General features: G+C 65.1%; 22 protein-coding genes. 11 read left to right on the forward strand and 11 right to left on the reverse strand.

The genetic code is table 11. The features are described 5' to 3' along the window. The first annotated feature begins 7 nt into the window (after positions 1-7). Complete coding sequence (locus V4558_06695) at positions 8-319, forward strand: hypothetical protein (GenBank protein ID MES2305175.1); 312 nt, start codon at positions 8-10, stop codon at positions 317-319. On the opposite strand, the gene V4558_06700 is transcribed toward V4558_06695, so the two are convergent. Continuing rightward, a complete protein-coding gene (locus tag V4558_06700; protein ID MES2305176.1) occupies positions 311-2,146 on the reverse strand; it encodes a hypothetical protein in 1,836 nt (611 codons plus the stop codon). The two genes, V4558_06695 and V4558_06700, sit on opposite strands and share 9 nt — an antisense overlap. A 101-nt stretch (positions 2,147-2,247) precedes the next feature. Here V4558_06700 and V4558_06705 point away from each other — a divergent pair, with 101 nt between their 5' ends. After that, positions 2,248-2,490 carry a hypothetical protein gene (locus V4558_06705; protein ID MES2305177.1) on the forward strand — a complete coding sequence of 81 codons (243 nt, stop codon included), beginning with the start codon at positions 2,248-2,250 and terminating at the stop codon, positions 2,488-2,490. An 84-nt stretch (positions 2,491-2,574) separates the two neighbouring features. On the opposite strand, the gene V4558_06710 is transcribed toward V4558_06705, so the two are convergent. The 3 genes from V4558_06710 to V4558_06720 form a co-directional block, all read right to left on the reverse strand. After that, positions 2,575-3,255, reverse strand: a complete 681-nt coding sequence (locus tag V4558_06710) for a hypothetical protein (GenBank protein ID MES2305178.1) — start codon at positions 3,253-3,255, stop codon at positions 2,575-2,577. A 90-nt stretch (positions 3,256-3,345) separates the two neighbouring features. Beyond that, positions 3,346-4,206, reverse strand: a complete 861-nt coding sequence (locus V4558_06715; protein ID MES2305179.1) for a hypothetical protein — start codon at positions 4,204-4,206, stop codon at positions 3,346-3,348. Between the two features lie 118 nt (positions 4,207-4,324). Further along, positions 4,325-6,004, reverse strand: coding sequence for a M28 family metallopeptidase (locus V4558_06720; GenBank protein ID MES2305180.1), 1,680 nt, complete (start codon positions 6,002-6,004; stop codon positions 4,325-4,327). 88 nt (positions 6,005-6,092) lie between these two features. Between V4558_06720 and V4558_06725 the strand changes: the two genes are divergently transcribed. The 3 genes from V4558_06725 to V4558_06735 all read left to right on the forward strand — a co-directional run bounded on the left by V4558_06725 (position 6,093) and on the right by V4558_06735 (position 8,971). Continuing rightward, positions 6,093-6,539 (forward strand): hypothetical protein, encoded by a 447-nt coding sequence (locus V4558_06725; protein ID MES2305181.1) that lies wholly within the window; start codon positions 6,093-6,095, stop codon positions 6,537-6,539. After that, on the forward strand, positions 6,536-7,714 hold the full coding sequence (locus V4558_06730) for a hypothetical protein (GenBank protein ID MES2305182.1): 1,179 nt from the start codon (positions 6,536-6,538) through the stop codon (positions 7,712-7,714). The genes V4558_06725 and V4558_06730 overlap by 4 nt, the downstream gene beginning before the upstream one ends. Before the next feature lie 66 nt (positions 7,715-7,780). Next, positions 7,781-8,971 (forward strand): serine hydrolase, encoded by a 1,191-nt coding sequence (locus tag V4558_06735; protein ID MES2305183.1) that lies wholly within the window; start codon positions 7,781-7,783, stop codon positions 8,969-8,971. Positions 8,972-9,078: 107 nt separating this feature from the next. On the opposite strand, the gene V4558_06740 is transcribed toward V4558_06735, so the two are convergent. The 3 genes from V4558_06740 to V4558_06750 all read right to left on the reverse strand — a co-directional run bounded on the left by V4558_06740 (position 9,079) and on the right by V4558_06750 (position 12,561). Next, the gene (locus tag V4558_06740) at positions 9,079-10,014 is read right to left on the reverse strand and encodes a hypothetical protein (protein ID MES2305184.1); all 936 of its coding nucleotides are present in this window, start codon (positions 10,012-10,014) and stop codon (positions 9,079-9,081) included. 113 nt (positions 10,015-10,127) lie between these two features. Next, positions 10,128-11,357 (reverse strand): aminotransferase class V-fold PLP-dependent enzyme, encoded by a 1,230-nt coding sequence (locus V4558_06745; protein MES2305185.1) that lies wholly within the window; start codon positions 11,355-11,357, stop codon positions 10,128-10,130. 79 nt (positions 11,358-11,436) lie between these two features. Then, entirely contained in the window at positions 11,437-12,561 is a 1,125-nt protein-coding gene (locus tag V4558_06750; protein ID MES2305186.1) for a hypothetical protein, read from the reverse strand. Positions 12,562-12,734: 173 nt separating this feature from the next. Between V4558_06750 and V4558_06755 the strand changes: the two genes are divergently transcribed. From V4558_06755 to V4558_06770, 4 genes are read left to right on the forward strand one after another with little or no spacing between them, the layout of a single operon-like run. Then, on the forward strand, positions 12,735-13,856 hold the full coding sequence (locus V4558_06755; GenBank protein MES2305187.1) for a histidine kinase: 1,122 nt from the start codon (positions 12,735-12,737) through the stop codon (positions 13,854-13,856). Next, positions 13,853-14,617, forward strand: a complete 765-nt coding sequence (locus V4558_06760; GenBank protein MES2305188.1) for a LytTR family DNA-binding domain-containing protein — start codon at positions 13,853-13,855, stop codon at positions 14,615-14,617. The genes V4558_06755 and V4558_06760 overlap by 4 nt, the downstream gene beginning before the upstream one ends. Positions 14,618-14,658: 41 nt before the next feature. Continuing rightward, positions 14,659-15,117 carry a hypothetical protein gene (locus V4558_06765; protein ID MES2305189.1) on the forward strand — a complete coding sequence of 153 codons (459 nt, stop codon included), beginning with the start codon at positions 14,659-14,661 and terminating at the stop codon, positions 15,115-15,117. Then, a complete protein-coding gene (locus V4558_06770) occupies positions 15,117-15,731 on the forward strand; it encodes a LysE family translocator (GenBank protein ID MES2305190.1) in 615 nt (204 codons plus the stop codon). Before V4558_06765 ends, V4558_06770 begins: the two co-directional genes overlap by 1 nt. Here V4558_06770 and V4558_06775 read toward each other — a convergent pair whose 3' ends face one another. Both V4558_06775 and V4558_06780 read right to left on the reverse strand, forming a co-directional pair. Then, entirely contained in the window at positions 15,732-16,160 is a 429-nt protein-coding gene (locus tag V4558_06775; GenBank protein ID MES2305191.1) for a GNAT family N-acetyltransferase, read from the reverse strand. Beyond that, a complete protein-coding gene (locus tag V4558_06780) occupies positions 16,157-17,950 on the reverse strand; it encodes a TonB-dependent receptor (GenBank protein ID MES2305192.1) in 1,794 nt (597 codons plus the stop codon). The genes V4558_06775 and V4558_06780 overlap by 4 nt, the downstream gene beginning before the upstream one ends. Positions 17,951-18,097: 147 nt before the next feature. Between V4558_06780 and V4558_06785 the strand changes: the two genes are divergently transcribed. Together V4558_06785 and V4558_06790 are read left to right on the forward strand one after the other, a co-directional pair. Then, positions 18,098-18,667 carry a TetR/AcrR family transcriptional regulator gene (locus V4558_06785; GenBank protein MES2305193.1) on the forward strand — a complete coding sequence of 190 codons (570 nt, stop codon included), beginning with the start codon at positions 18,098-18,100 and terminating at the stop codon, positions 18,665-18,667. A 5-nt stretch (positions 18,668-18,672) separates the two neighbouring features. Further along, positions 18,673-19,320, forward strand: a complete 648-nt coding sequence (locus V4558_06790) for an MOSC N-terminal beta barrel domain-containing protein (GenBank protein ID MES2305194.1) — start codon at positions 18,673-18,675, stop codon at positions 19,318-19,320. Positions 19,321-19,332: 12 nt separating this feature from the next. Here V4558_06790 and V4558_06795 read toward each other — a convergent pair whose 3' ends face one another. Next, entirely contained in the window at positions 19,333-20,217 is an 885-nt protein-coding gene (locus V4558_06795; protein ID MES2305195.1) for a protein phosphatase 2C domain-containing protein, read from the reverse strand. 9 nt (positions 20,218-20,226) lie between these two features. After that, positions 20,227-20,595, reverse strand: coding sequence for a hypothetical protein (locus V4558_06800; GenBank protein MES2305196.1), 369 nt, complete (start codon positions 20,593-20,595; stop codon positions 20,227-20,229). Positions 20,596-20,641: the final 46 nt, after the last annotated feature.

Genomic DNA, 20,641 nt, shown 5'->3' on the forward strand with positions numbered 1-20,641 from the left:
GCACCCTATGGGCGCCGCTGCCGCAGCCGTCATCGTCCGCAAAGAGAAGGAGCTGGTCGCACATCTGCGAGAAGTCGGGGCCACGAGTGCCGAGACGGCGCGGAGTCTCTCGTCGATGCAGGTGAATCAGGAGAGTTTCGCCTTCCGGCGTTTGCAGCAGCGCGCCGTGGTACGGCAAGCCAGCAGCGGCGGCTGGTATCTCGACGAGCTGAGCTGGGAGGCGGTGCGCGCCATGCGCCGCCGGATGGCGATGTTGCTGATCACAGTTGTCGTTGTCGGCGGACTCATGGCCTACTTCGCCACGGCGGCGTCACGGTGAGGAGGACTTCGGAACGAACGCGGCGTCGTACCGGCCGGTAGCGAGCGCGGCGTCGAACGCCTTGGCGATCCGCAGCACCAGGTCGGAGGGCTTCTCCTCCCTCGCGAGTGACACGAGCACGTAATCGAAGTCACCGCTGTTGGCGATGTTGACCGTCTGCCCATCGATCTTCATCGGGAATTCGTACGCGCCGCTGTCCGCCGGCTGGCGCTCGCCCTTGAACGACTTCTCAAGAAACTCCACCAGCACCTGCCTCACCGCGGGTCCGGCCTTCTCGATGCGGTAGTCGTGGAGGCCGGCGGTGTCGGTGGTCACGACGCCATGGTACGGGATCGGGACGAAATCGGTGCGCGCCACCAGCGAATCGACGCCGTCGTGGCCGCGCTGCCAGCGGAAGTGGTGCGCCAGCCAGTTCGGGTCGAGCGATTCGAGGTTGGGGTAGCGCATCCGGATCGGGTCCACCCGCACCTGGTAGGCGCGATCCGCCACGACATCGGTGACCCGGAGCAGGGGCTCCGATTCGCCGCCGGTGTAGCCGAGGGTATACCGAACGAAACTGCGCTCGTCGGGCGAGATGCCGAGGGGAGGCACCGCGGGGATGATCGAGGCGTCGGTCGTGGCCGTGAAGTGATGCAGCGTCATGCTGCGGGTATCGAGCACGTCATTCGGGAAGAGCAGCCAGGTCGCGCTCGACCAGGTCTGCCGGTCGAGGCGACCGCGCGGCACCTTCGGTGCGCGGGCGGTCAGGAAGCGGGCGTTGTCATTGGTGATTTCCTCCGGCACGAAGCCCTGACTGCACTCACCGATGCGCACTTCACGCATGGCATCACTGCCACCGAGGAGGATGCTGCAATGCGCCGTAGCGCTCTCGGGCGCGACGAGAGCGAGCAGCGCTGGTTGTGCCCCGGCGAGTGCGGCGACCATGTCGACTCGCGGCGTGTCACTTGCTGCGGAGTCGCTCGCGAAGCGGGCCGGCTTGCCCTGAAAGGCGAGCCGGAAGGTGGCGTCGGCGTCGAGGGTGGTGGTGCCCGGTGCCGCGTCGTAGCTGAAGCTGCTGATGATCGCGCTCACTGCGAAGGGCCCGAAGTTCTCCGTCCGGACCGGCTCCGAGATCTTCTGCACCCGGTACCGGTAATTGACTCCGGTCGCGCGTGGCGGGCCGCCGCGGCCTTCACGCGGGAGCCATTCCGACCACGCCATCGCCTTCTTCGAGGGTGACCCTGTAAACGGCAGGATGAATCCCGCGCGCAGCGAGTCGTTCAGTGCGATATCGAGCGATGGCGTTCCCCGTGACGTGAACAGGGGAATCGCGCCGGTCACGGTCCAGCGACCATCGATGAGACGGGCATCTTCCTTCCACAGCGCTCCGCGTCTGGAGAGTCGCTGCACGTGTGAGGAATTGACGGAGCCGAGTTCGAGGTAGGCGAGCCCCGGCACGGTGGCGGGCGATTCACCCTGATCGGCAGGCCAGCGCGCCTCGACCACCAGCATCACCTCTTCACCGTCGATGGTGGGTGGCACGTCGGCCAGCAGCCGCGCGACGCCGCCAATGGTGAGCGCCAGCACTCCAACGACGAGCAGAGAAAACCCTTGGGCACGCAGGAAGCCAGGGTGCGCGCCGGCCGCCACCATCCTCGCCGTCACGATGCCGACGATGAAGCCTGCGATCATCCCGCCGAGCGCGAGGAAGACCACGAAATAGCCCGCGCCCCCCTCAAACGAGGAGATCCGGTACCAGTCGACCGCGAGGGAGGCGACGAACCCGGTGACAAAAAGCGCCACGACGGCGGTGAGGACTCCGACAAGGAACGAGGTGAGCCAGGTCATTCGCGATGGCCTCGGGCGTGCCGCAGCATCGCGGAGGATGCCGTGGTCCGGATGAGTGTCGGTGGTGTCGGGTTGGTGATCGCGGATATTCTACTGCGAGAATGGCGATCTGGCACACCCTGCAACTGGTGGGGAAGGCAATGCGATCCTTGCGGACCCTGCTGGTTTATCTCCTGACCTTGATCGTGGTGGCGGCTCTGGCGTTCGGGGTCGTGATGATCCTGGCAGGCCCGCACGCAGGATTGCTCCCCGCGCGCGGCGAGGTCGTGGTGCTCGCACTGGGATGGTTGAGTGTAGTGGTCGTCCCGATCCTAGCCGCCCGACGGGCGTGGCGTCGGGGCTAGTCGCGCTGTCGCAGCGCGATCCAGCCTCCAACGTCCGCTGCCAGAGGGATTGCCACGTCGGGATTGAAGCGCGCGACATCAGCGCTATCCGCCCACCAGCTGCTCGGTGATGGTCCCGCCGTCGAACATCCGTGTGGTCCGGCTGAACAGCAATCCGTCGGCACGGTAGGTCAGGACGTACTCCAGCTCGCCGGACTTCAGTGTCATTATGCGCTTGCCGCTCTCCATCTTGCTCGTCACGGTCGCAGAGCCGCTACTGGTACGGCCCGGGTTCAGTACCGCCCGCGTCGTGGTGAAGTTCGCCGCACCGCCGGTCGCGGAGCCAAAGAGCGTGACCAGCTGCATGTCGGAGAATGCCGCGGAATCTGGCGAGAACTGACCCGCCGTCGTCGAGCCGATCCACGAAGCGTTCACCTCACCGTCGGGCCCTTGATAGGCTTCGCGGAGGGGACGCATCCCCGCGACCAGCAGCAACGAGACGATCGAAACTGGTCCTCGGCTAGTCTCTGAGAACCGCCGGATGACGAGGCCCGGACCCTCGGGAAGTGTCGTGTCACGGATGCCGACGCGCACCTGGCTCCCCATCGACGTACTGCCATCGCCGCGTACGACCGAGAAATCATAGACCCACGCCCCGCGCGGGAGTCGGCTGGCGTCGAGTACCGTGCCGCCCGGTGCGATCCGGACGGTGTCCGCGGAGATGTCGATTGCCGCACCTCCTGCGGGCCGATGCCCTTGAGGTGCACCTCTCGGGGTTAGATGCACCGGTCCGGAATACGTTGAGTTCCAGCAGCGATCGTCACGGATCAGGATTCCCGCGCGACTGGCATCATCACGGCAAGCCAGTCGTGGTCGCTACCGGAACCACCGGCTGTTGATGAGCTGCGGGTCAAGGGCCTTCACGGGTACTTCCCAGACGCGTCCCTTCCGCCCGAAATAGAGTGTCTTCCCGTCGGGGGAGACCGATGGGTTGTATTCGAACTCCGGTGTGTTCACGATCGGACCGAGGTTGACCGCGGGGAGCCAGGTGTTGTCGTGCTTGCGGCTCAGGTAGAGATCAGCCGCACCCCGACCACCTGGGCGGGTCGAATAGAAGAGCATCGTCTTGCCATCGGGTGCCAGCCAGGGCGATGTGTCGGACGGCCCGGCGTTGATCTCAGGCCCCTGTTTCTCCGGCGCGGTGTAGCCACGCGCGGCAGGGCGTGAGCAATAGATCGTATTCTGGTTGGCCACGCCGCCACGGTCGGAGAAAAAACACAGTGTGCCACGTCGGTCGACGGTCGGCGCGCCTTCCTTTCCCTTTGATGCCAGCGCTTCGATCCAGACCGGTTCTCCCCAACCCTTTTCGCTTCGCACCGCCACCCAGAGATCCATATTGGCCGAGGTGTCTGCCGGGGCATTCGGGCGCGGCCGTGTCGAGATGAAGTAGAGCTGCCTACCATCGGGCGAGAGTGCCGGATCGAGATCCGACCACGCGCCGTTGGCGAATGGGAGTGGTGTCGCGGCTTCCCATCCACCAGCACCTCGCACCGATTGCATCAGGTGATTGCGTCGCGCGACCGTGTCGCTGCGCGTGAAGTAGACGGTGCGGCCATCACGGGTGAACGTCACCGTGAACTCGTGGCCCGTCGAGACGATCCCCTCCGCAAATATCACCGGCGCTGCAGGCTGCTGTCCGGTGAGCACTGCCGCCTGGGTGGTGAGACAGGCAAACAACGTGGTCCAACAAAAAGCTGGTACAGGTCGCATCGGGCGCTCGGGCACAGGAATGGGTTGGTGTGACTTGAATCACGAGCCATCCGTATGACGAGCGCCCTCACAAGGTTTCAGGCCATCACGGCGCCGTGAGCGACTTCTCCCGGGTGGCCCGGAACTCATTCCCCGCGCGCCACTCGGGCTTCTTCGGCGCTTCGGCGATGCGGTACCCCATCATCAGGTAGAGCTGCAGGTCCTGCACCGCGCCGCTGAGGTCCCAGTCCGGCTTGATCTCGTCCTGCGGCTGGTGGTAGTCGTGAGCGGTGTATTCATCCCGCTTCTGCTTGCCGTAGCCCGCTGGCTTGCCGATGTAGTCGCTGCCCGACTCGGGATCGAACGCCGGAACGCCCTGCTTCGCGAAGGAGAAGTGATCCGAGCGATAGTAGAAGCCCTTCTCCGGCTCGGCATCGCCAATGAGCACACGGCCCTGCTCGGTAGCGGCGGCGGTCGCGTAGTCATCGAGCTCTGACGCACCGAGACCGATCACCGCGAGATCCTTCGAGACGCCCCAGGTATTGAGCCCATCCATGTTGATGTTTGCCACGGTCTTCGCCAGCGGATACACCGGCGTAACAGCGTAGTAGTTGGAGCCGAGCAGGCCCTGTTCCTCGGCAGTGACCGCGATGAACAGAATTGAGCGCTTCGGCGGCGTCTTGAGAGCCGCGAACCCCTTCGCTACGGTGAGCAGTCCGGCGGTGCCGCTCGCGTTGTCGGAGGCGCCGTTGTAAATCGAGTCGCCGTTGACCTTGGTGCCGATGCCGAAATGATCCCAGTGCGCGGTGTAGATGAGGTACTGATCCTTGAGTGCCGGGTCACTTCCCTCGAGCTTCGCCAGCACGTTGCGTGAATCGATCGTGCGCAACGCATTGGTGAGGGTCACGCTGGCCGTGACGCCGAGCGGTACCGGCTTGAATTCCTTGGTGGCTGCGTGGGCAGAGAGGGTGTCGAAATCCTGCCCGGCCATCGCGAAGAGCGCCTTGGCCTGATCCTGGCTGATCCACCCCTCGACGGCGACGCGACTCATGTTCTTGTCGGGGGTGACCAGGTCGAACTGCTCGGCGGTCTTGCCCTGCACCACGGTAAAGGGATAGCCCGCGCGGTCGGTCTGGTGGATCAGCAACACGCCGGCGGCCTTGTGACGCATCCCCTGCTCGTACTTGTAGGTCCAGCGGCCGTAGTAGGTCATCCGGTTGCCGCCGAATTGGGCGGTGTCGGTGAGCGGCGGATCATTCACGAGCATCACCAGCGTCTTGCCCGCCACGTCGGCACCCTTGAAATCATCCCAGCCGAATTCGGGTGCCTCGGTGCCGTATCCCACGAAGACCAGCTCGGAGTTGTTCAGCGCAGCGCCCGGCGCGACATGTTTGGTCCAGGCGACATAGTCGTCGCGCCACTTGAGGGTGGTCGTCTTGCCGCCCTTGGTGAAGGTCAACGTTGGCGCGCCTTGCACCGTGATGCCGACCAGCGGGACCTTCTGGATATAGGTGCCATCGGTGTTGCCCGGCTTGAGCCCCATCGCCTTGAACTGGCCCTCCAGATACGTCACGCTCTTCTCCTCGCCCGCGCTCCCTGGCATCCGCCCCATCAGCGAGTCGGCACTGAGCACCCGAATGTGGTTCATGATGGTCGCGGTATCGACCGCAGCAAGCAGCTCGGCCGGCACCGGTGCCTTGACGGGGTCGCTGGCCGGCGCCGCCTTCTCGGCAGGAGAACAGGCCACCAGGCCCGCAAGCAGCACGAAGGGTGCGACACGACGCATGGCAGGACTCCGGGAGCGGAAAGGGAAAGTAGATATTAATCATACAGCGATGGGCCATGGATGATGGATGATGGATGATGGAGAAGGGATGAGGCGAGGCCAAGCGATGCATGCACCGGCGGAAGTGGATCCTGACTTCGAAGCACTGCTCGTCGCCCACCGTCGACATATCGAAGCGGGAAAGCGGGCCGTGGTCACACCCGTCCTCCTCGCGCTCGCAGGAAGCATTGCTGGAAGCCTTCTCCTTGGGATCATCCTCGCGAGTTCGTTCCGGTCGCCGATCTGGTTGCTGGTCGTGCTGCCGCTCTATGCGCTGGTGTTCCGCTGGTGCTGGCGATTCCACTATCGACTGCTGACGATCTGGTACCGTAGCGCCATCGCGAAAGGCGCCGAGCCATCGTTGCTGGAGGAACTCGGTGTTGAGGCGAAGCTCTTTCATCCCCGGGGCTCATTCTTCGGGCGGCGGGAAGCGCCGCTGCTCGCGCGAATCCGGGGGGAAGTGGGGCCGGGCCGCAACGACCACCGTATCACATGAGTCACATCACGGAGATCCAACCCGTGTTCCATGCCGCGATGCTCGGACTCCTGCTGGTTGCGGCCTGCACACCTTCCGATCCGTATGCTCACCTGGCATCGCCGACCATGGAAACGCTCCCGGGCGGCATGCGGGTAGTGAAGAATCTCGGCCCCACTGCCTGGACCGATACCAGTGGCTGGAAGCTGGTGCTCGAGCGGACGATTCATCCGGCCGAGGGCTCGCCTGGTGCACTCAGCGGACCCCGCGCCATCGTCGCCGATGATTCGGGTCGTGTCTTTGTGCTCGACCGCAAACCGGGCCAGATCAAGTGGTTCAACGCCGACGGCTCATTTGGTGGATTGATCGGCCGGGCGGGCGGTGGGCCCGGTGAGTATCAGGACTACGGCTGGCTCTACATCGTGAACGACACGCTGGTGCACCTCGACCCCTCACAGGGAAGGATGAGTGCATTCACGGCTGCCGGCGCGTTCATCCGGAGCTGGCCGGGGCTGTCGCGCTACGCCAACGATCAAGTCGCCGACGATAGTGGCCGGGTGCCGACCGGGGTGCGACTCGGTGAAGGTGGAATCAACAGCGGACAAGGGTTGATTCGGTTCCACGCCGATGGCACCGTGGCCGATTCGCTCTGGTATCCTTCGGCACCGGAGCCGAAGACGTGGAGCCTGAAAACGAAGACGCAGGACCTGGGAATGCTGGTGCCGTTCGTGCCCGATCAGGTCGCCATCACCGATCGCGCCGGCAGAATGGTCTCCGGGAATCAGGGACGCTACCGGCTGATCTTCTCGCGGAACGGAAAGGACACATCGCTGATCGTCGAAGGGATCGCGCAGGCGCTGCCGATTTCCGACTCTCTGCGTCGTGCAACCCTCGCCGAGTCCGTGAAGGATGCCAAATGGCTCCTCTCCATCGCGAAACTCGAGGACATTCCCACCACGTTTCCGGTCTGGACCAATCTCATTGCCGACGGAGAGAACAATCTCTGGGTGCTTCGCGCCGGTCCAAGTGGTGATGGCGAATTCTTTGATGTCTTCGCCGCGAGTGGGGCGCTTCTTGGCAAGGTGCCAGCGCCGTTCAGGGAGGTCGAGAGTACCTACTGGGCGCGTGACCGGGTGTATGTCGTTGCCGAGGCCGATGATGTGCCGGTGATCAGGGTGTATCGGATACGGAAGTGACGGGTGACAGATGACGGATGACAGATGGCAGATGGCAGATGGTGGACAAATTACCAGGAGCTTCCCGTGCGGGTTTCACGCCTTGCTGTCCTGATCACGCTGGTCGCTACAACGGCTCTCTCGCTTGGCGCGCAGGGTACCGCACCGGGCAAGAGCTGGCCCATCGCAACTCCAGCGGCCCTCGGCCTCAATCGCGCGGTGCTCGACTCGCTGGATAGCGAGATCAAGGCTGGCCGCTACGGATACGTCGACCGGATGCTGGTGATCCGTCATGGCAAGATCGCCTTCGATGCGAGCTATCCGCACGACTACGACAAGGCCTACGGTGATTCGGCTCGAGTGAAGTCGGCACTGAACCCTGGCGACCCCACGGGACCCTACAACTACTACGCCCCCTGGTGGCACCCGACCTACCGGCGCGGTGACCTGCACACGCTGCAGTCGGTGACCAAGACCGTGACGTCCGTGATCATCGGCGCGGCGATTGCGCGCGGTGATTTTCCTTCGATCGACACGCCGGTGCTCAACTTCTTCGACACCACGCACGTCGCGAACATCGATGCACGCAAGCGACGAATGACAGTCAAGCATTTGCTGACGATGACCGGGGGATTCGACTGGAACGAGAACCTGCCCTACGTCGATCCGCGCAACACGGCCGTGGTGATGGAAGGGAGCCACGACTGGATTCAGTACGTCATTGATCGACCGATGGCGCGCGAGCCCGGTGCCACCTGGAACTACAGCAGCGGCGAGAGCGCGCTGCTGGCGCACATCTTCCGCCAGGCCACCGGCGTCGACATCGAGGAATACGCCGCGAAGTATCTCTTCGCGCCGATCGGCATCGAGCGCTGGTACTGGAAGCGGACGCCGAATGGGATCGCCGACACAGAGGGTGGGCTCTATCTCGAAGCGCGCGATCTTGCGCGGGTCTGGCAGCTGTTCGCGCTCGACGGTATGTGGAATGGCACGCGGGTGGTGTCACACGAATGGATCACCGCTTCGACCTCGCCACAGATTGCCGTCGGCTCCGGCCCGACGTCGCCGAAGTACGGTCTCAAGTGGTGGCTCTATCCCGATCAGATCGACGCTACCAAGCTGGTCTGGAGTGGCTCCGGCTTCGGCGGACAGCTGCCGATGTATTTCCCGTCGCAGGACCTGCTGGTGGTCTTCAACGGCTGGAACATCCTGCCGGGGAAGGGATCGATTCCGCTGCGGAAGACGATGGAAAGATTGCAGAAGGCGGTGGTGAAGTAATGGATGATGGATGATGGATGACAGATGACAGAGGTGTCGCCGTTTAGCTCCGAGCAAATGATCGGGCGTATCCGCCATCCATCATCCGTCATCCATCATCCTGTTTTTCAGCGCACCTGCCGCCACGCCGATCCATTCCACTCCCACGTATCGCTCAGTAGCTGCTGACCGTCGTCGCCAGCGTGAAGGATCGCGACACGGCGTACCGGATCGAAGACCATCTGCGCGCCCTTGCGACGCGGTGGCTGCGCGCCACTGACACTGCGCCACTGGACTCCTTCGAGTACCCAGCTCTTTGCGGTCCGGTCGGGTTCGAAGCCGGCATAGAGAATGGCACCGCTCGCCGTGCGTGCGGCGGGGGCCTGGGGCGAGAAGAGCGGGACCGTGCCGGTCGCCGGCGTCAGCACCCAACGATTCCCCTGCCACTGATAGAGCACCGCTTCGAACGAGTCTCTTGTGCCGGTGCGCTTCGCCGTGATGAGCGTTGCCGGGCTGATAGATGTGCTCGCGAAGAGCGCGTTGGGGAATTCCTCGTCGGGCCCGTCGATCACCTTGGTCCATTCATTGCCGCTCCAGCGCCAGGTCGCGCGACCCGGCCCATCATCGCCCTTGCTGTGGTAGAGGAGGACGCTCCCACTGGCTTCATCCCAGGCGATGACGCCGTGCGGATCAGGCGTCGGGCCCAGCGAATCGCGCTGCGTCCAGCCGGTGGGGCCGAGTTCCCAGGTATCGCGCAGACCCTCTCGACCACCGAGTCGCCCACCATAAAGGACGAGGACGTGGCGCCGCGCATCATAGGCGAGCATCGCGGCGTTGCGCGGCCGCGGCCCCGACGGCGTTGTCCCGGCGATGCAGGTCCAGGCCGTGCCGTTCCAGCCCCAGGTGTCTGCCGAGAGGACGTCGCCAGGCGCTTCGCCGCCGAAGATCACCACCTGTTTGTGATCGGCATCCCAGGTCATGGCGTAGCCTGAGCGCGTGGCGGTGGCGGTGCAGGGAGCAACGGCGGCAGTCAGAGCTACGACCAGCGGAATGAAGTGCACCACGATGGCTCAATCTCCGGGAGGCAATGCATCTGATACGGCGCGAGCACGCCGGGGTTTCTTCGCCCGACACGGTAGGGTTTCTCCCTTCCCCCTTCCCCCTTCCCCCTTCTCCATCACCCACCACCCATCACCGCCAGCAATCCCTCCTTGAACTGGCTGACTTCGGCTTCGGTGTTGAAATAGTGCGGCGATACCCGGATGGCGCTTTCGATTCCGCGGGGCCCCAGGTCGGCGAGCCCGAACCACTGCAGCGTTGCGCTGGTGTTGATGCCTTCCTTGCGCAGCTGCAGGACGATCGGCGCCGCCTCGCGTCCGGCGACCTCGATGGTGACAATCGCGCTCAGGTCGCTGCCGCGATCGATGGGACGCAGGCCATCAATCTCGCTGGCCCAACTCCGCAGCTCACGGGCAAAGCCGCGGGCGCGATCGCGGGCGACATCGAGCCCGACGTCGAGGGCATAGCGCGCCGCAGCGCCCAGACCGAGGACGTTGATCCACGAGTGTTCCCACTCTTCGAAGCGCCGCGCATCCGGCGCAAGCGTCATCGCATTCGCCGTCGCCCAGGTCGCACCACGCATGTCAATGTGAAGTGGCGCATCTCCCCGGGCGAGCGCTGCATCGGAGACATAGAGAAAGCCGATGCCGCGCGGACCGCGCAGCCATTTACGACCGGTGCTCGAGAGATAGTCACAATGGAGTTCGGCGACATCCAGCGGAAACTGCCCAACTGCCTGACAGGCATCCACGATGAAGGGGACGCCTGCGGCCTGGCAGGCGCGACCAACCGCGGGCAGATCCTGCACGGTGCCTGCGTGCGTGGGGACCCAGGACATCGCGACCAGTCGCGGTCGTTCATCGTCGAGCAATTCGATGACGCCCTGGGGGTCGACACCACCCTCGGGAAGGTCAGGCGCGGTGACGACGCGAACGCCCAGCCGGAGCGCGAGCGAGAGGTAGAGGATCTGCTGCGAGGTGTAATCCAGTCGGGAGGTGAGCAGGACTTCACCCGGCGACCAGTCCACCGAAGCGATCGCATTGAGGAATGCCTGCGACGAACTCGGCGCCAGTGCGATGTTACGGGCCTCGGCACCGACCAGCTCGCCGAGCGTCGCGTACGTGGTCGCGATGTCGGCAGCAGCAGCGGCCTCGGCCTCATAACCGCCCATCGTCACCTCGTGATGAAGCTGTGCCGCCATCGCATCGATGACCGGCTGCGGCATCAGGGATGCCCCCGCCGAATTGAGGTGCGTCACGGCCCGGGTGCCGGGGGTGGCATCGCGCCAGGCGTGGAGTCGCTCGGGTATCGTGGGGTCCATCGCTCCTCCAGGGGTGGGCAAGTTCATCCGGAGAAGTTAGCCGTCGCCGGGCTCGAGGTGGCTGCCCGGATGTAAGTGTTGAGGATGAATTCGTTCCAGCGCTCTCCTACTGTGGCCTGCCATAACGCTCCAGCCGCTGGATCCCGTCTACGTCGGCGATGACATACACACCTTGCCGACCAATCGAAACCACGCGACGGTCGGGCGGGAGAATCACGGTCGCGGTGCGGCGGCCGGCGGGGTCGAAAATGTCGTATTGCATCGTGTTGCCCGACCCGGCCCGACGGCCGACCCAGAGTTCGCCGCTCGGTGTGGCCTTCAGTGCGCCAGGGTCGAACATCGGATGATGGGTTGCGAATTCGGTGCCTTTCGTGAGCTGAGCCAGTTCAGCGTCGCTTGGCATGGGCGTCTGTCCCATCCCGCCATTCTCGCCCTTCCCGCTGGTCGGGGAGCCGGCGATGAAATCGTGCACGTAGTCAGCGCGTTCGGCAGCGGTCACCGGCCGAGTGGGGTAGGCATACGAGGGACCAATCACCGGTTTGGCACCTGGCGCGCGCGATTCGACCTGATAGTTGCCGCCGCGCACGATGCGCAGCACGCCGGCATCGGTAACGATCCAGTTGTCCTGCGCGGCGTAACCCACCGTTGGAATGCGCGGTGTCATCGCGGGGGAGCGAATGTCCGAGCGCATCCGTTCGCCCTGTACCACGGCAATGTTGGTCATCGCACCTGTGCGCGGGTTCCAGCGGACGATGCGCACGGAGTCGTTGGGCAACTCCTTGTCGCGCTCGGCCCAGCCAGGGATGGCGAAATAGAAGGCGCCCGACGCGTCCACGCCGCGGGTGCCGAGGACCCCTTCCTGCGTTACCGGAATGGTGCGCACACCGCGCCCCTCCCCGTCGACAATCAGCAGGCGATTGTTCCCGAGGTCGGCGACCATCGTGCTGTCGCCCGGGAGTGCGGTCAATCGAGTCGGGAGACGTACCTCCCGCGGCCCGCCACCCCTGGTGATCCGCGAAGTCACGGTCCCTTTGTCGAAATCGACCAGGACGACGCGCTGATCGATGTAGTCGCTCACGATGAGTCGGCCATCCTTGAGTTCGCGCGCGCCGCGGATGTCCGAAAATTCCTCGGCAAGCCGGCCCGTGGGTCGACCGAGCGCAGTCGCTTGCGCTGAGAGCGAGGCGACCGTCAGGAGGGAGAGGGTGGCCACGAGGCGAGTTACCAGCATGGAAGCGATTCCTGGTCGCGAGGGAAAGCGGCGGCGTCGAGCACTGTGCGCAGGATGGCTGGACAGGGTTTCCCATTCCAGCGGGCCGGGGACAGGTGAACGGAAGTCGGGGGTGAACCGTGATGCGTGCGGTTGCCCCGGACCAGCCACCGACCCCACCTTCCAGCGTGACGATGCCCACCTTGCCCGAGCCCGCGTCCGAACGACTTCGATCGGCGCTGCGATGGGCCGCGTTTGGCCTCGTTGCCCTCGGCCTCGGTCTGCTGGCGAAGGCGCCCGAGTTGCCGTTCGGCAACCACGGCCTCTCCCTGCCACGCGTCCCGGCGGCGCCACCGGACCTCCCGGCGTTGCTCTACTTCCTCGGGGTGGGCTCGACCGTCTGGTATGCCGCAGCGCTCGCCGTGCCCCTGCTGCTCTGGTTCGCGCGACGCCTCGACACCGATCGGCAACTTCGCGCGGCAGCGATCAGCGTCGCCGTGATGCTCCTGCTCGTCGTCAGCACGGCAATCATGCAATACGAGGTGATCTATGGTGGCACCGGGATGGGGCCGGGGCTGCGCGAATATTTCCCCGTCGCGCTGCGGCAGACGCTGCTCCCGTGGATTGCGGTAGCCGGTATCGTAGCTGGACTCGAAGGTCGCCGACGCAGCCAGCGATTCACGGTGGAGCGGGAACGGCTGCGCGCACTGGTTGCCGAGCAGCGATTGATCGCACTCACGGGACAGTTGCAGCCGCACTTTCTTTTCAACACGCTGCAGGGAATTTCGACGCTGATTCATCGTGACCCTGTCGCGGCAGACGAGATGCTCTTGAAGTTGAGTGATCTTCTGCGTGATCTGCTGCGACATCGCGACCAGGTCCTGGTATCGCTCGGCGATGAGCTGCGCTACGCGCGCACCTACCTCGAGATTTCGCAGCTCCGCTTCGGCGATCGGCTGCAGGTGGTGATCGAGGCCCCGCACGAGCTCGCCGGGGCACGCGTTCCCCTCTTCCTGCTGCAACCACTGGTCGAGAATGCGCTCACTCACGGGATTGGTGGGCAGATTCGTGGCGGTCGCGTCACACTCACCGTGCGCCGCAATGGGGAGCGGCTGCGGCTCGAAGTGGCCGACGACGGTGTCGGATTGCCGGCGGACCGTGCCCTTGTCGAGGGGATCGGTTTGCGCAACACGCGGGCCCGGCTCGAGGCGGCTTTCGGGAGCGACCAGCGGCTTGTCGTCGGCGCGCACGCTGGTGGCGGCACCAGTGTCGCCATCGACATTCCCTACCTGCCGTTGCTGGTGGGACGGGAGTGAGCGTCCTCCGCGTGGTGGTCGTGGACGACGAGCCGCTCGCGCGGGAACGGGTGAGTGCATTGGTCCGGGCGCACGAGGATTTCGAACTGGTGGGCGAAGCCGCCAACGGGCTGGAGGCGCTCGATCTGATCGCCGCGCAGACTCCTGATCTCCTCTTCATTGATGTCGAGATGCCCGAACTGAGCGGATTTGGTGTCGTCGCATCGCTCGACGCGACCGAACTCCCCGGCGTGGTCTTCATCACGGCGTATGAGCAATACGCGGTGCAGGCGTTCGAGGTCGGTGCGATCGACTATCTCCAGAAGCCGGTCACGCCCGCTCGCTTCGCAGCTGCGGCCGATCGCGCCCGCGAGCGCATCGGACAGCGCTCTGCCGCGGAGCGACTCGTGCTGCTGGCCAATGCCGCTCGTGCCGAACGCGAGCGTGGCACGCGGACCCGATTCGTGGTGCGTCAGGGAAACGTCCATCAGTTCGTACCCGTTGCCGCAGTCGAGTGGCTCGATGTGGCACACAACTACGTCCGGCTGCACGTGGGAACCCAGGTGTATTTCTGGCGCGGCACGATGAAGGAAGCGGAGACGGATCTCGACTCGAAACGATTCGTGCGAGTTCACCGTTCCATCATCGTGGCCGTCGATCAGGTGGGCTCTGTGCGCGCGCTCGAGAGTGGTGGCTACGCGATCGAGTTGCGGGGCGGGGCGAAGGTGCGGGCGAGTCGGCAGTACGCGGCGAGGGTGCGGGGGATGATGGATGACAGATGACAGATGATGGATAATGGATATACGAATCAGTGGGAGGGTGGGTGGAGCCATTCGCACCGCGGGAAATTCGCTGGCTCGGTCGCGGCGAGATGCTCGGCTTCGCGATCAAGATGTATTCGATCAATGTGCGGCGGGAGCCGATCGAGAAGGAGCGCTTCACCGCGGCGTTTCCGTTGCTCCTCGGCGCGTTGCCAGCTCCGGCGATGGCACCGGGGCGGCCCGGGGTTGCGATCACGATCTTTCATCAGGGCCAGGGCGTCGACTACGTGATTCTCGCCTGGTGGGATCGCGAGAACGAATTGCCGCTGCGGGTCTTCGTGTCCGAACACGGAGGCCATGACTGGCGACCGGCGCAGGGCAGCGAATCGGTCTGCGTCTGGGATCTCGAGGTCCTCTGGCGCGAGCGCGAACTCTATGTCGCACAGGTCATGACTGGGGCCGGCGCCACAGGCGAATACGCTGACTCGCCGATCGCCGCGGCGATCCGCGACCTCCCCTGATGCTGCTCGATGCCCGCACCCTCGGCTTCGCGTCGGTCGCGACCATGTTCGTGATTACGCCAGGCGTCGGAACCGCGGTGATCACGAGAACTGTGGTCGAGCGCGGCAAGGAGGGAGGGTTGCGGGTGATCGCCGGGCTGCTGACCGGGTCGATGCTCTATGCCGTCAGTACGGCGCTCGGACTGGCCGCCCTGCTGCTCACCTTTCCGCGAGTGCTCCGCGCGGTGCAGCTGCTGGGCGCCGGTTATGTCGGGTGGCTTGGGCTCACGACGCTGCGCTCGGCGTGGCGGATCGATGGCGGCAGCGGCGCCATTCCGCCGCCAGCCACGAGCGTCTATCGCACCGGACTCACGACTTCGCTGCTGAATCCCATGCTGGCCGTCTTCTATCTCACCGTGATCCCGCAATTCGTGGCGCCCGGCGACAATCTCCTGCGGCGGACCTTGCTCCTCGCTGCGGTCCATCTCACCATTGCGGCCACCTGGATGCTGGTGCTCGTGGGGGGAATCGCCCACATCACCGAATCGCTCGCGAGCGCCGTTGTCCGTCAACGCATCGCGCTTGTCACCGGAGCCGTGCTGGTACTGCTTGCCATCCGGCTCGTCGTGCGCTGATCAGCCCAGAGGCAGGACGAAGTGGAAATCGTCGATGATCATCCCCTGCCGGAAATAGAAGCGATGCGCCCGCGCACGGTGCAGTCCCGAGTCGAGATGCAGCTGGAGGCAGCCTTCGGCCGTGGCCAGATCGCGCAACCATCCGAAAAGCTGCTCGCCGTGACCGTGTGAGCGAACTCGCTCATCGGTGATGAGGTCGTCGACGTACATCGCGCGCCCCACCCAGAGGTAGTCGAGCAGGCGATAGCCACCGAGCGCCCGGATCTCGCCAGCCTCCTCGAGCGCGACGAGCCGGTAGCCCTGGGTCATCTGCTTGCGGACCTGATCGCGAAACATCGCGAGGTCGAGTCGCGGGCGCAGTTGAACGATCACCGGGAAGGCACGGCTGAATTCGTCCTCCGATTCCACATGAAAAATTCGTGATGTCATCGCCAGATCGCTCCGAGATAGAGTGCTCGCCCAGCCACAAACCGGCCCGAGGCGTCGAGCCACTCGGCGTTGCCGAGGTTGGTCACGTCCAGTGTGAATCCGATCCGACCGGGTCGATACTCGACCCGCGTGTTGGCGGTGAGATAGCCGGTTTCTGTCGCACGACGGGCACCGACCAGCTCGACGGACGCCCGGATTGCGCCGCGCGGTGCGTAGCTCAGCTGAGCCGTCGCGCGCCGGGTGATCGGCCGGAGGGCGTACTTGCCCACGAGTCCGTCGCCCTGTGAATCCTGGAAGTGCAGCAGACTGCCACTCACCGAGGCCTGAAGCGTTGCGGCGAGCGGATAGGAGATGCTCGCTTCCACGCCACGGTAGTGTGCTTCGCCGACGTTGGTAGCGACCCAGGGCGACCCGTTCGGGGCGCTCGCTCCCTTGACCCAATCGATCAGGTTGTCGGCCTTGCGCACGAAGCCCGTGAGGTCGAACCCTGCGGCCCTTTCGCTCGCGAGCCGGATGCCGAGGTCGCCGCTCCAGAACTCCTCAGGAAGGAGGTCGGCATTCCCGACGCTGGTCGGGTCACTGTAGTAGCGCTCGGTCCAGGAGGGCGCCCGGAAGCCGCGACCAGCACTGCCGTGGAGCGCGAGTCGCCGGGTGAGTGGCAGTGCCACGGCGAGCGACGGCGACACGAAGCCACCGTAGGTTGACGTGCGATCGCCTCGGACTCCGAAGGAGACGAGCGATGCCGGCGTCGGAGTGATGGCAACCTCGGCGAAGAGGGCGCCACGCGACTCTGAGCGATCGCCAAGGCGGTTGCTGGTGAGCGTCGCGCGGCTGGCCTCGGCCCCGAGCGCCACCAGCGCCCCCACCACGGTCGTTCGTGCGACCACTTCGCCGGTACTCTGCCAGTTGGTGTGCTCGTTCTGGTAGAGCGCCGGATTCTCCTTCACGAGGGTGAAGCGGTCGGAATGCCGCCGGGTGCTGGCCGTGGTGGCGAACGACCACCCGCCAGCGAGCGTGCGCCAGCGGGCATCAGCGGTGAATGTTCCGGTGCGCTCGCTCGAGTTGTAGGGCGCGTAGAAGGTGTTCGCGCCGAAATCGCGAATGCCGAGGGCAACGTTTGCCTCGAGCCGGTTGGCGCTGGCGCCCGTGGTGGCGGAGAGGCGTGCCTGTCCGATGCGATAGTCGGTGCCAGGGCGATAGCCACTGCTCTGTTCGTACTCGGCTGCACTGGCGAGCGCCACTCGGCCCGCGTGGCTTCCGCCCGCGAGACCGGCGCCGTAGGTCCCGAAGGCTCCGCCGCGCGCGTGCCCCGAGAGTGACGGCGCGCCGCGCCTGGTCACGATGTTGATCACGCCACCGATGGCGTCCGAGCCATAGAGCGCAGAACCCGCGCCGTGAAGGATCTCGATGCGCTCGATGCTCGCGAGCGGGACGCCGAGATCGAGGGCATAGTGGGATGACTGGGCATCGCTCATCCGGATCCCGTCGACGAGAATCAGCGTCTGCTCGGCCGTGCTGCCGCGCAGCGAGATGTCGGCCTGGGCGGCAGAGCGGCCATAGACATCGACACCAAGTTGAACACCGAGCAGATCGGCCACATTTCTCGCTGAAGAACGTGCAATATCATCGCGGCTGATGATGGTGACTGCGCGGGCGGCATCGCCGGCGTGTGCCCGCGACGCCACGGCGATGAGGGTGTCGAGCGTGCGAGGGAGCTCCTGAGCGGCGAGGGCCGTTACGGGGAGCAGGAGCATGGCAAACGTTGCGAAACGACGGGAGATGAAGGGCATCCGCCAAGCATAGCGGCGCCCGAGCAGGGAAGGGAAGTCACAGCGTGGTTGTCGGTCGAGAGATTCGGGCTGGGGGAGCGGGCCGCGTTGACTTGATGAAGAGGAACGGTCATATTGTACCGATCGGTACAATAACAGGAGTTGCTCGTGCCGCCGGCTCTGCTTTCGCGCGACGAAGTCATCGACCGCCTGATGCGTGCACTGCGGCGCCTGGGATACCCCGGGGCATCGATCACCGAGCTCTCCAAGGCGACGGGGCTCGGGAAGTCGAGTCTTTACCACTACTTCCCGAACGGCAAAGACGAGATGACACGCGCGGTACTCGAGCGGCTCCGCGTGGAGTTGCGTGGGGCCTTGTTCGAGCCGCTGCGTCAGTCCGGCTCTCCGAAGCGCCGGCTGACTGACATGGTCGAGACGCTCGACGCATTCTACCGCGGTGGTCGCGAGGCGTGCCTGCTCGGCAACCTCGTGGTGGGAGAGACCAGGGAGCAATTCCACGTCGAACTGCGGGCGATCTTCGAGGAGTGGATCGAGGCCGTCGCCGCTCCGCTGCGTGATGCGGGGCTCTCACGATCGACCGCACGGATGCGGGCCGAGGACGCAGTCGTCCGGATCGAGGGAGGCCTCGTGCTGGCGGGCGCCCTGGCGGATACCGCGGTCTTCGGACGGATGTTGCGCCAGTTGCCGGGCGAACTGCTCGCGCCGGTGAAGCGGTAACCGCGGTGATCTCGCCACTACGAGTCGCGGGCTTGTGGCGGTACCCAGTGAAGTCGTTGGCGGGTGAGCCGCTGGACGTCGCAACGCTGACGTCCACCGGCATTCCTGGCGATCGGGTTGTCCACGTCCGGGGGCCGGAAGGAGTCCGCACGTCGCGGCGGCAGTATCGGATGCTCGGCCTCCGGGGGACCCTTGGCGAAGATGGGCTGCCGAAGGTCAATGGTCTGCCCTGGGATAGCGCGGAGGCGCTGGCACTCGTCCGTGAAGCCGCAGGTGACGACGCGAGCCTGATGGCATACGAGGGGGTCGAGCGCTTTGATGTCCTGCCGCTGCTGGTCGCCACCGACGGCGCAGTGCAGGAGTTTGGCCGCGACATTCGACGGCTCCGCCCGAACATCCTGATCGGTGGTGTGATCGGCATGGCCGAGCGCGGCTGGGAAGAAGCCGAACTGCTTATCGGTGACGCCGTGATCAGGCTCGATTCGCTGCGAGCGCGTTGCCCGATGACGACCGTCGACCCCGATACGCTGGTTCGTGATCCGATGGTGCTCAAGGACATCGGGCATCGCTTCGGCGGGCGCCTGGCTCTGAACGCCGAGGTATTGAAGGAAGGGGTCGTGCGCGTGGGTGATCCGGTGGAACTCGTGATCTAGAGGTCGGGCGCGCTACTTCGGCGCGCGACCCGCCAGGATGGTGATGTTGTCGGTGCCACCGCGATCCATGGCGAGATCCAGCAGCGTACGGCAGAGTTGCTCCGAGGATGTCATCGCACCCAGGTGCGTGGCGAGCTCGTCGTCGGAGACGTGCTTGGTGAGTCCGTCGCTGCAGATCAGCAGCACCGAATCGCGATCGCGGATATCGAAGCGCGAGACTTCCGGCGTGGCGGCTTCGCCACCGATGGCGCTCACCAGCACATTACTGAACGGTGTCTGCGCGGCCTTGTCGGCAGGGAGGACGCCCTGGTCGACCAAGGCTTGCGCCATCGTCTGGTCGCGCGTCACCTGACGTAGCCGGCCGTTGAGGAATCGATAGCAGCGGCTGTCGCCCACCTGCACGACATACACCCAGGGCCAGATCACGATGCAGAGCGTGAGTGTGGTGGCCATGCCGTCGTGTTCGGTGACCGTGGCCGCTTCGGCGCGAACGGCAGCGTGGGCACTGATCGCGGCGGTGCGCAGCGCCTCCTCGAACTCACCTTCATTGGCCGACCCCGCGGCGTGGTAGCAGCGCAGCGTCGACGAGACGTACCGGGTGATCGTCTCGACCGCGAGTTGCGACGCATCGGCGCCTGCGGCACGGCCGCCGACACCATCGGCGACGAGCATGATGGTCGCGAGGCGATCGCCGCGCAGGGGAAGCGACTCAGGGTTCGGCAGGGACGTGTTGTGCACCAGCACCTGCGGATGCACGGTGCAGAGCAGAAAGTGATCCTGATTGGTCTTGCGAACCTTGCCGACGTGCGTCAGCCCGAAGAGGTCGAGCTCGTCATCGCGCGGGCGCTGGCCGGGCGCGACGGGGACCGAGGCGGTGTGCATGTCGATCACAGCCATGGCAGGCTCCTACTTGTTTGGCTTGGTGCGCTTGGCCCAGAATGGGGCCGACCCCTTGCCATCAAAGTCTACTGCGCCGGCCAACGAATCGCCGAATACCCGTGCCGTGACCGACAACGGGAAGGGCGATTCATTGTACATGATGGTATAGCCGAAGCGGAGGGTATCACCCCGTACCGCGCCGGTCAGGGTGACTTCGCCATTGGGACGGTAGACCGTGCCGGAAACGGTGTCGCCCCTCACGCGGAGTAGCAGCTTGAAGGAGGAGGAGCCGCCGGGCGTGTTCATCCCGGCGTCCCAGGTGCCGGCCACCGACTGGGCCTTGGCCGACGCGGCCGCACCGCAGAGCAACATCAAGCCAAACAGAATCCTGCGCATGCTCACTCCGAAAAAGATGTACGCCCTTGCCGGGAACAGTCGTGAG

Source organism: Gemmatimonadota bacterium (genome assembly GCA_040388535.1).
Lineage (GTDB): Bacteria > Gemmatimonadota > Gemmatimonadetes > Gemmatimonadales > GWC2-71-9 > Palsa-1233.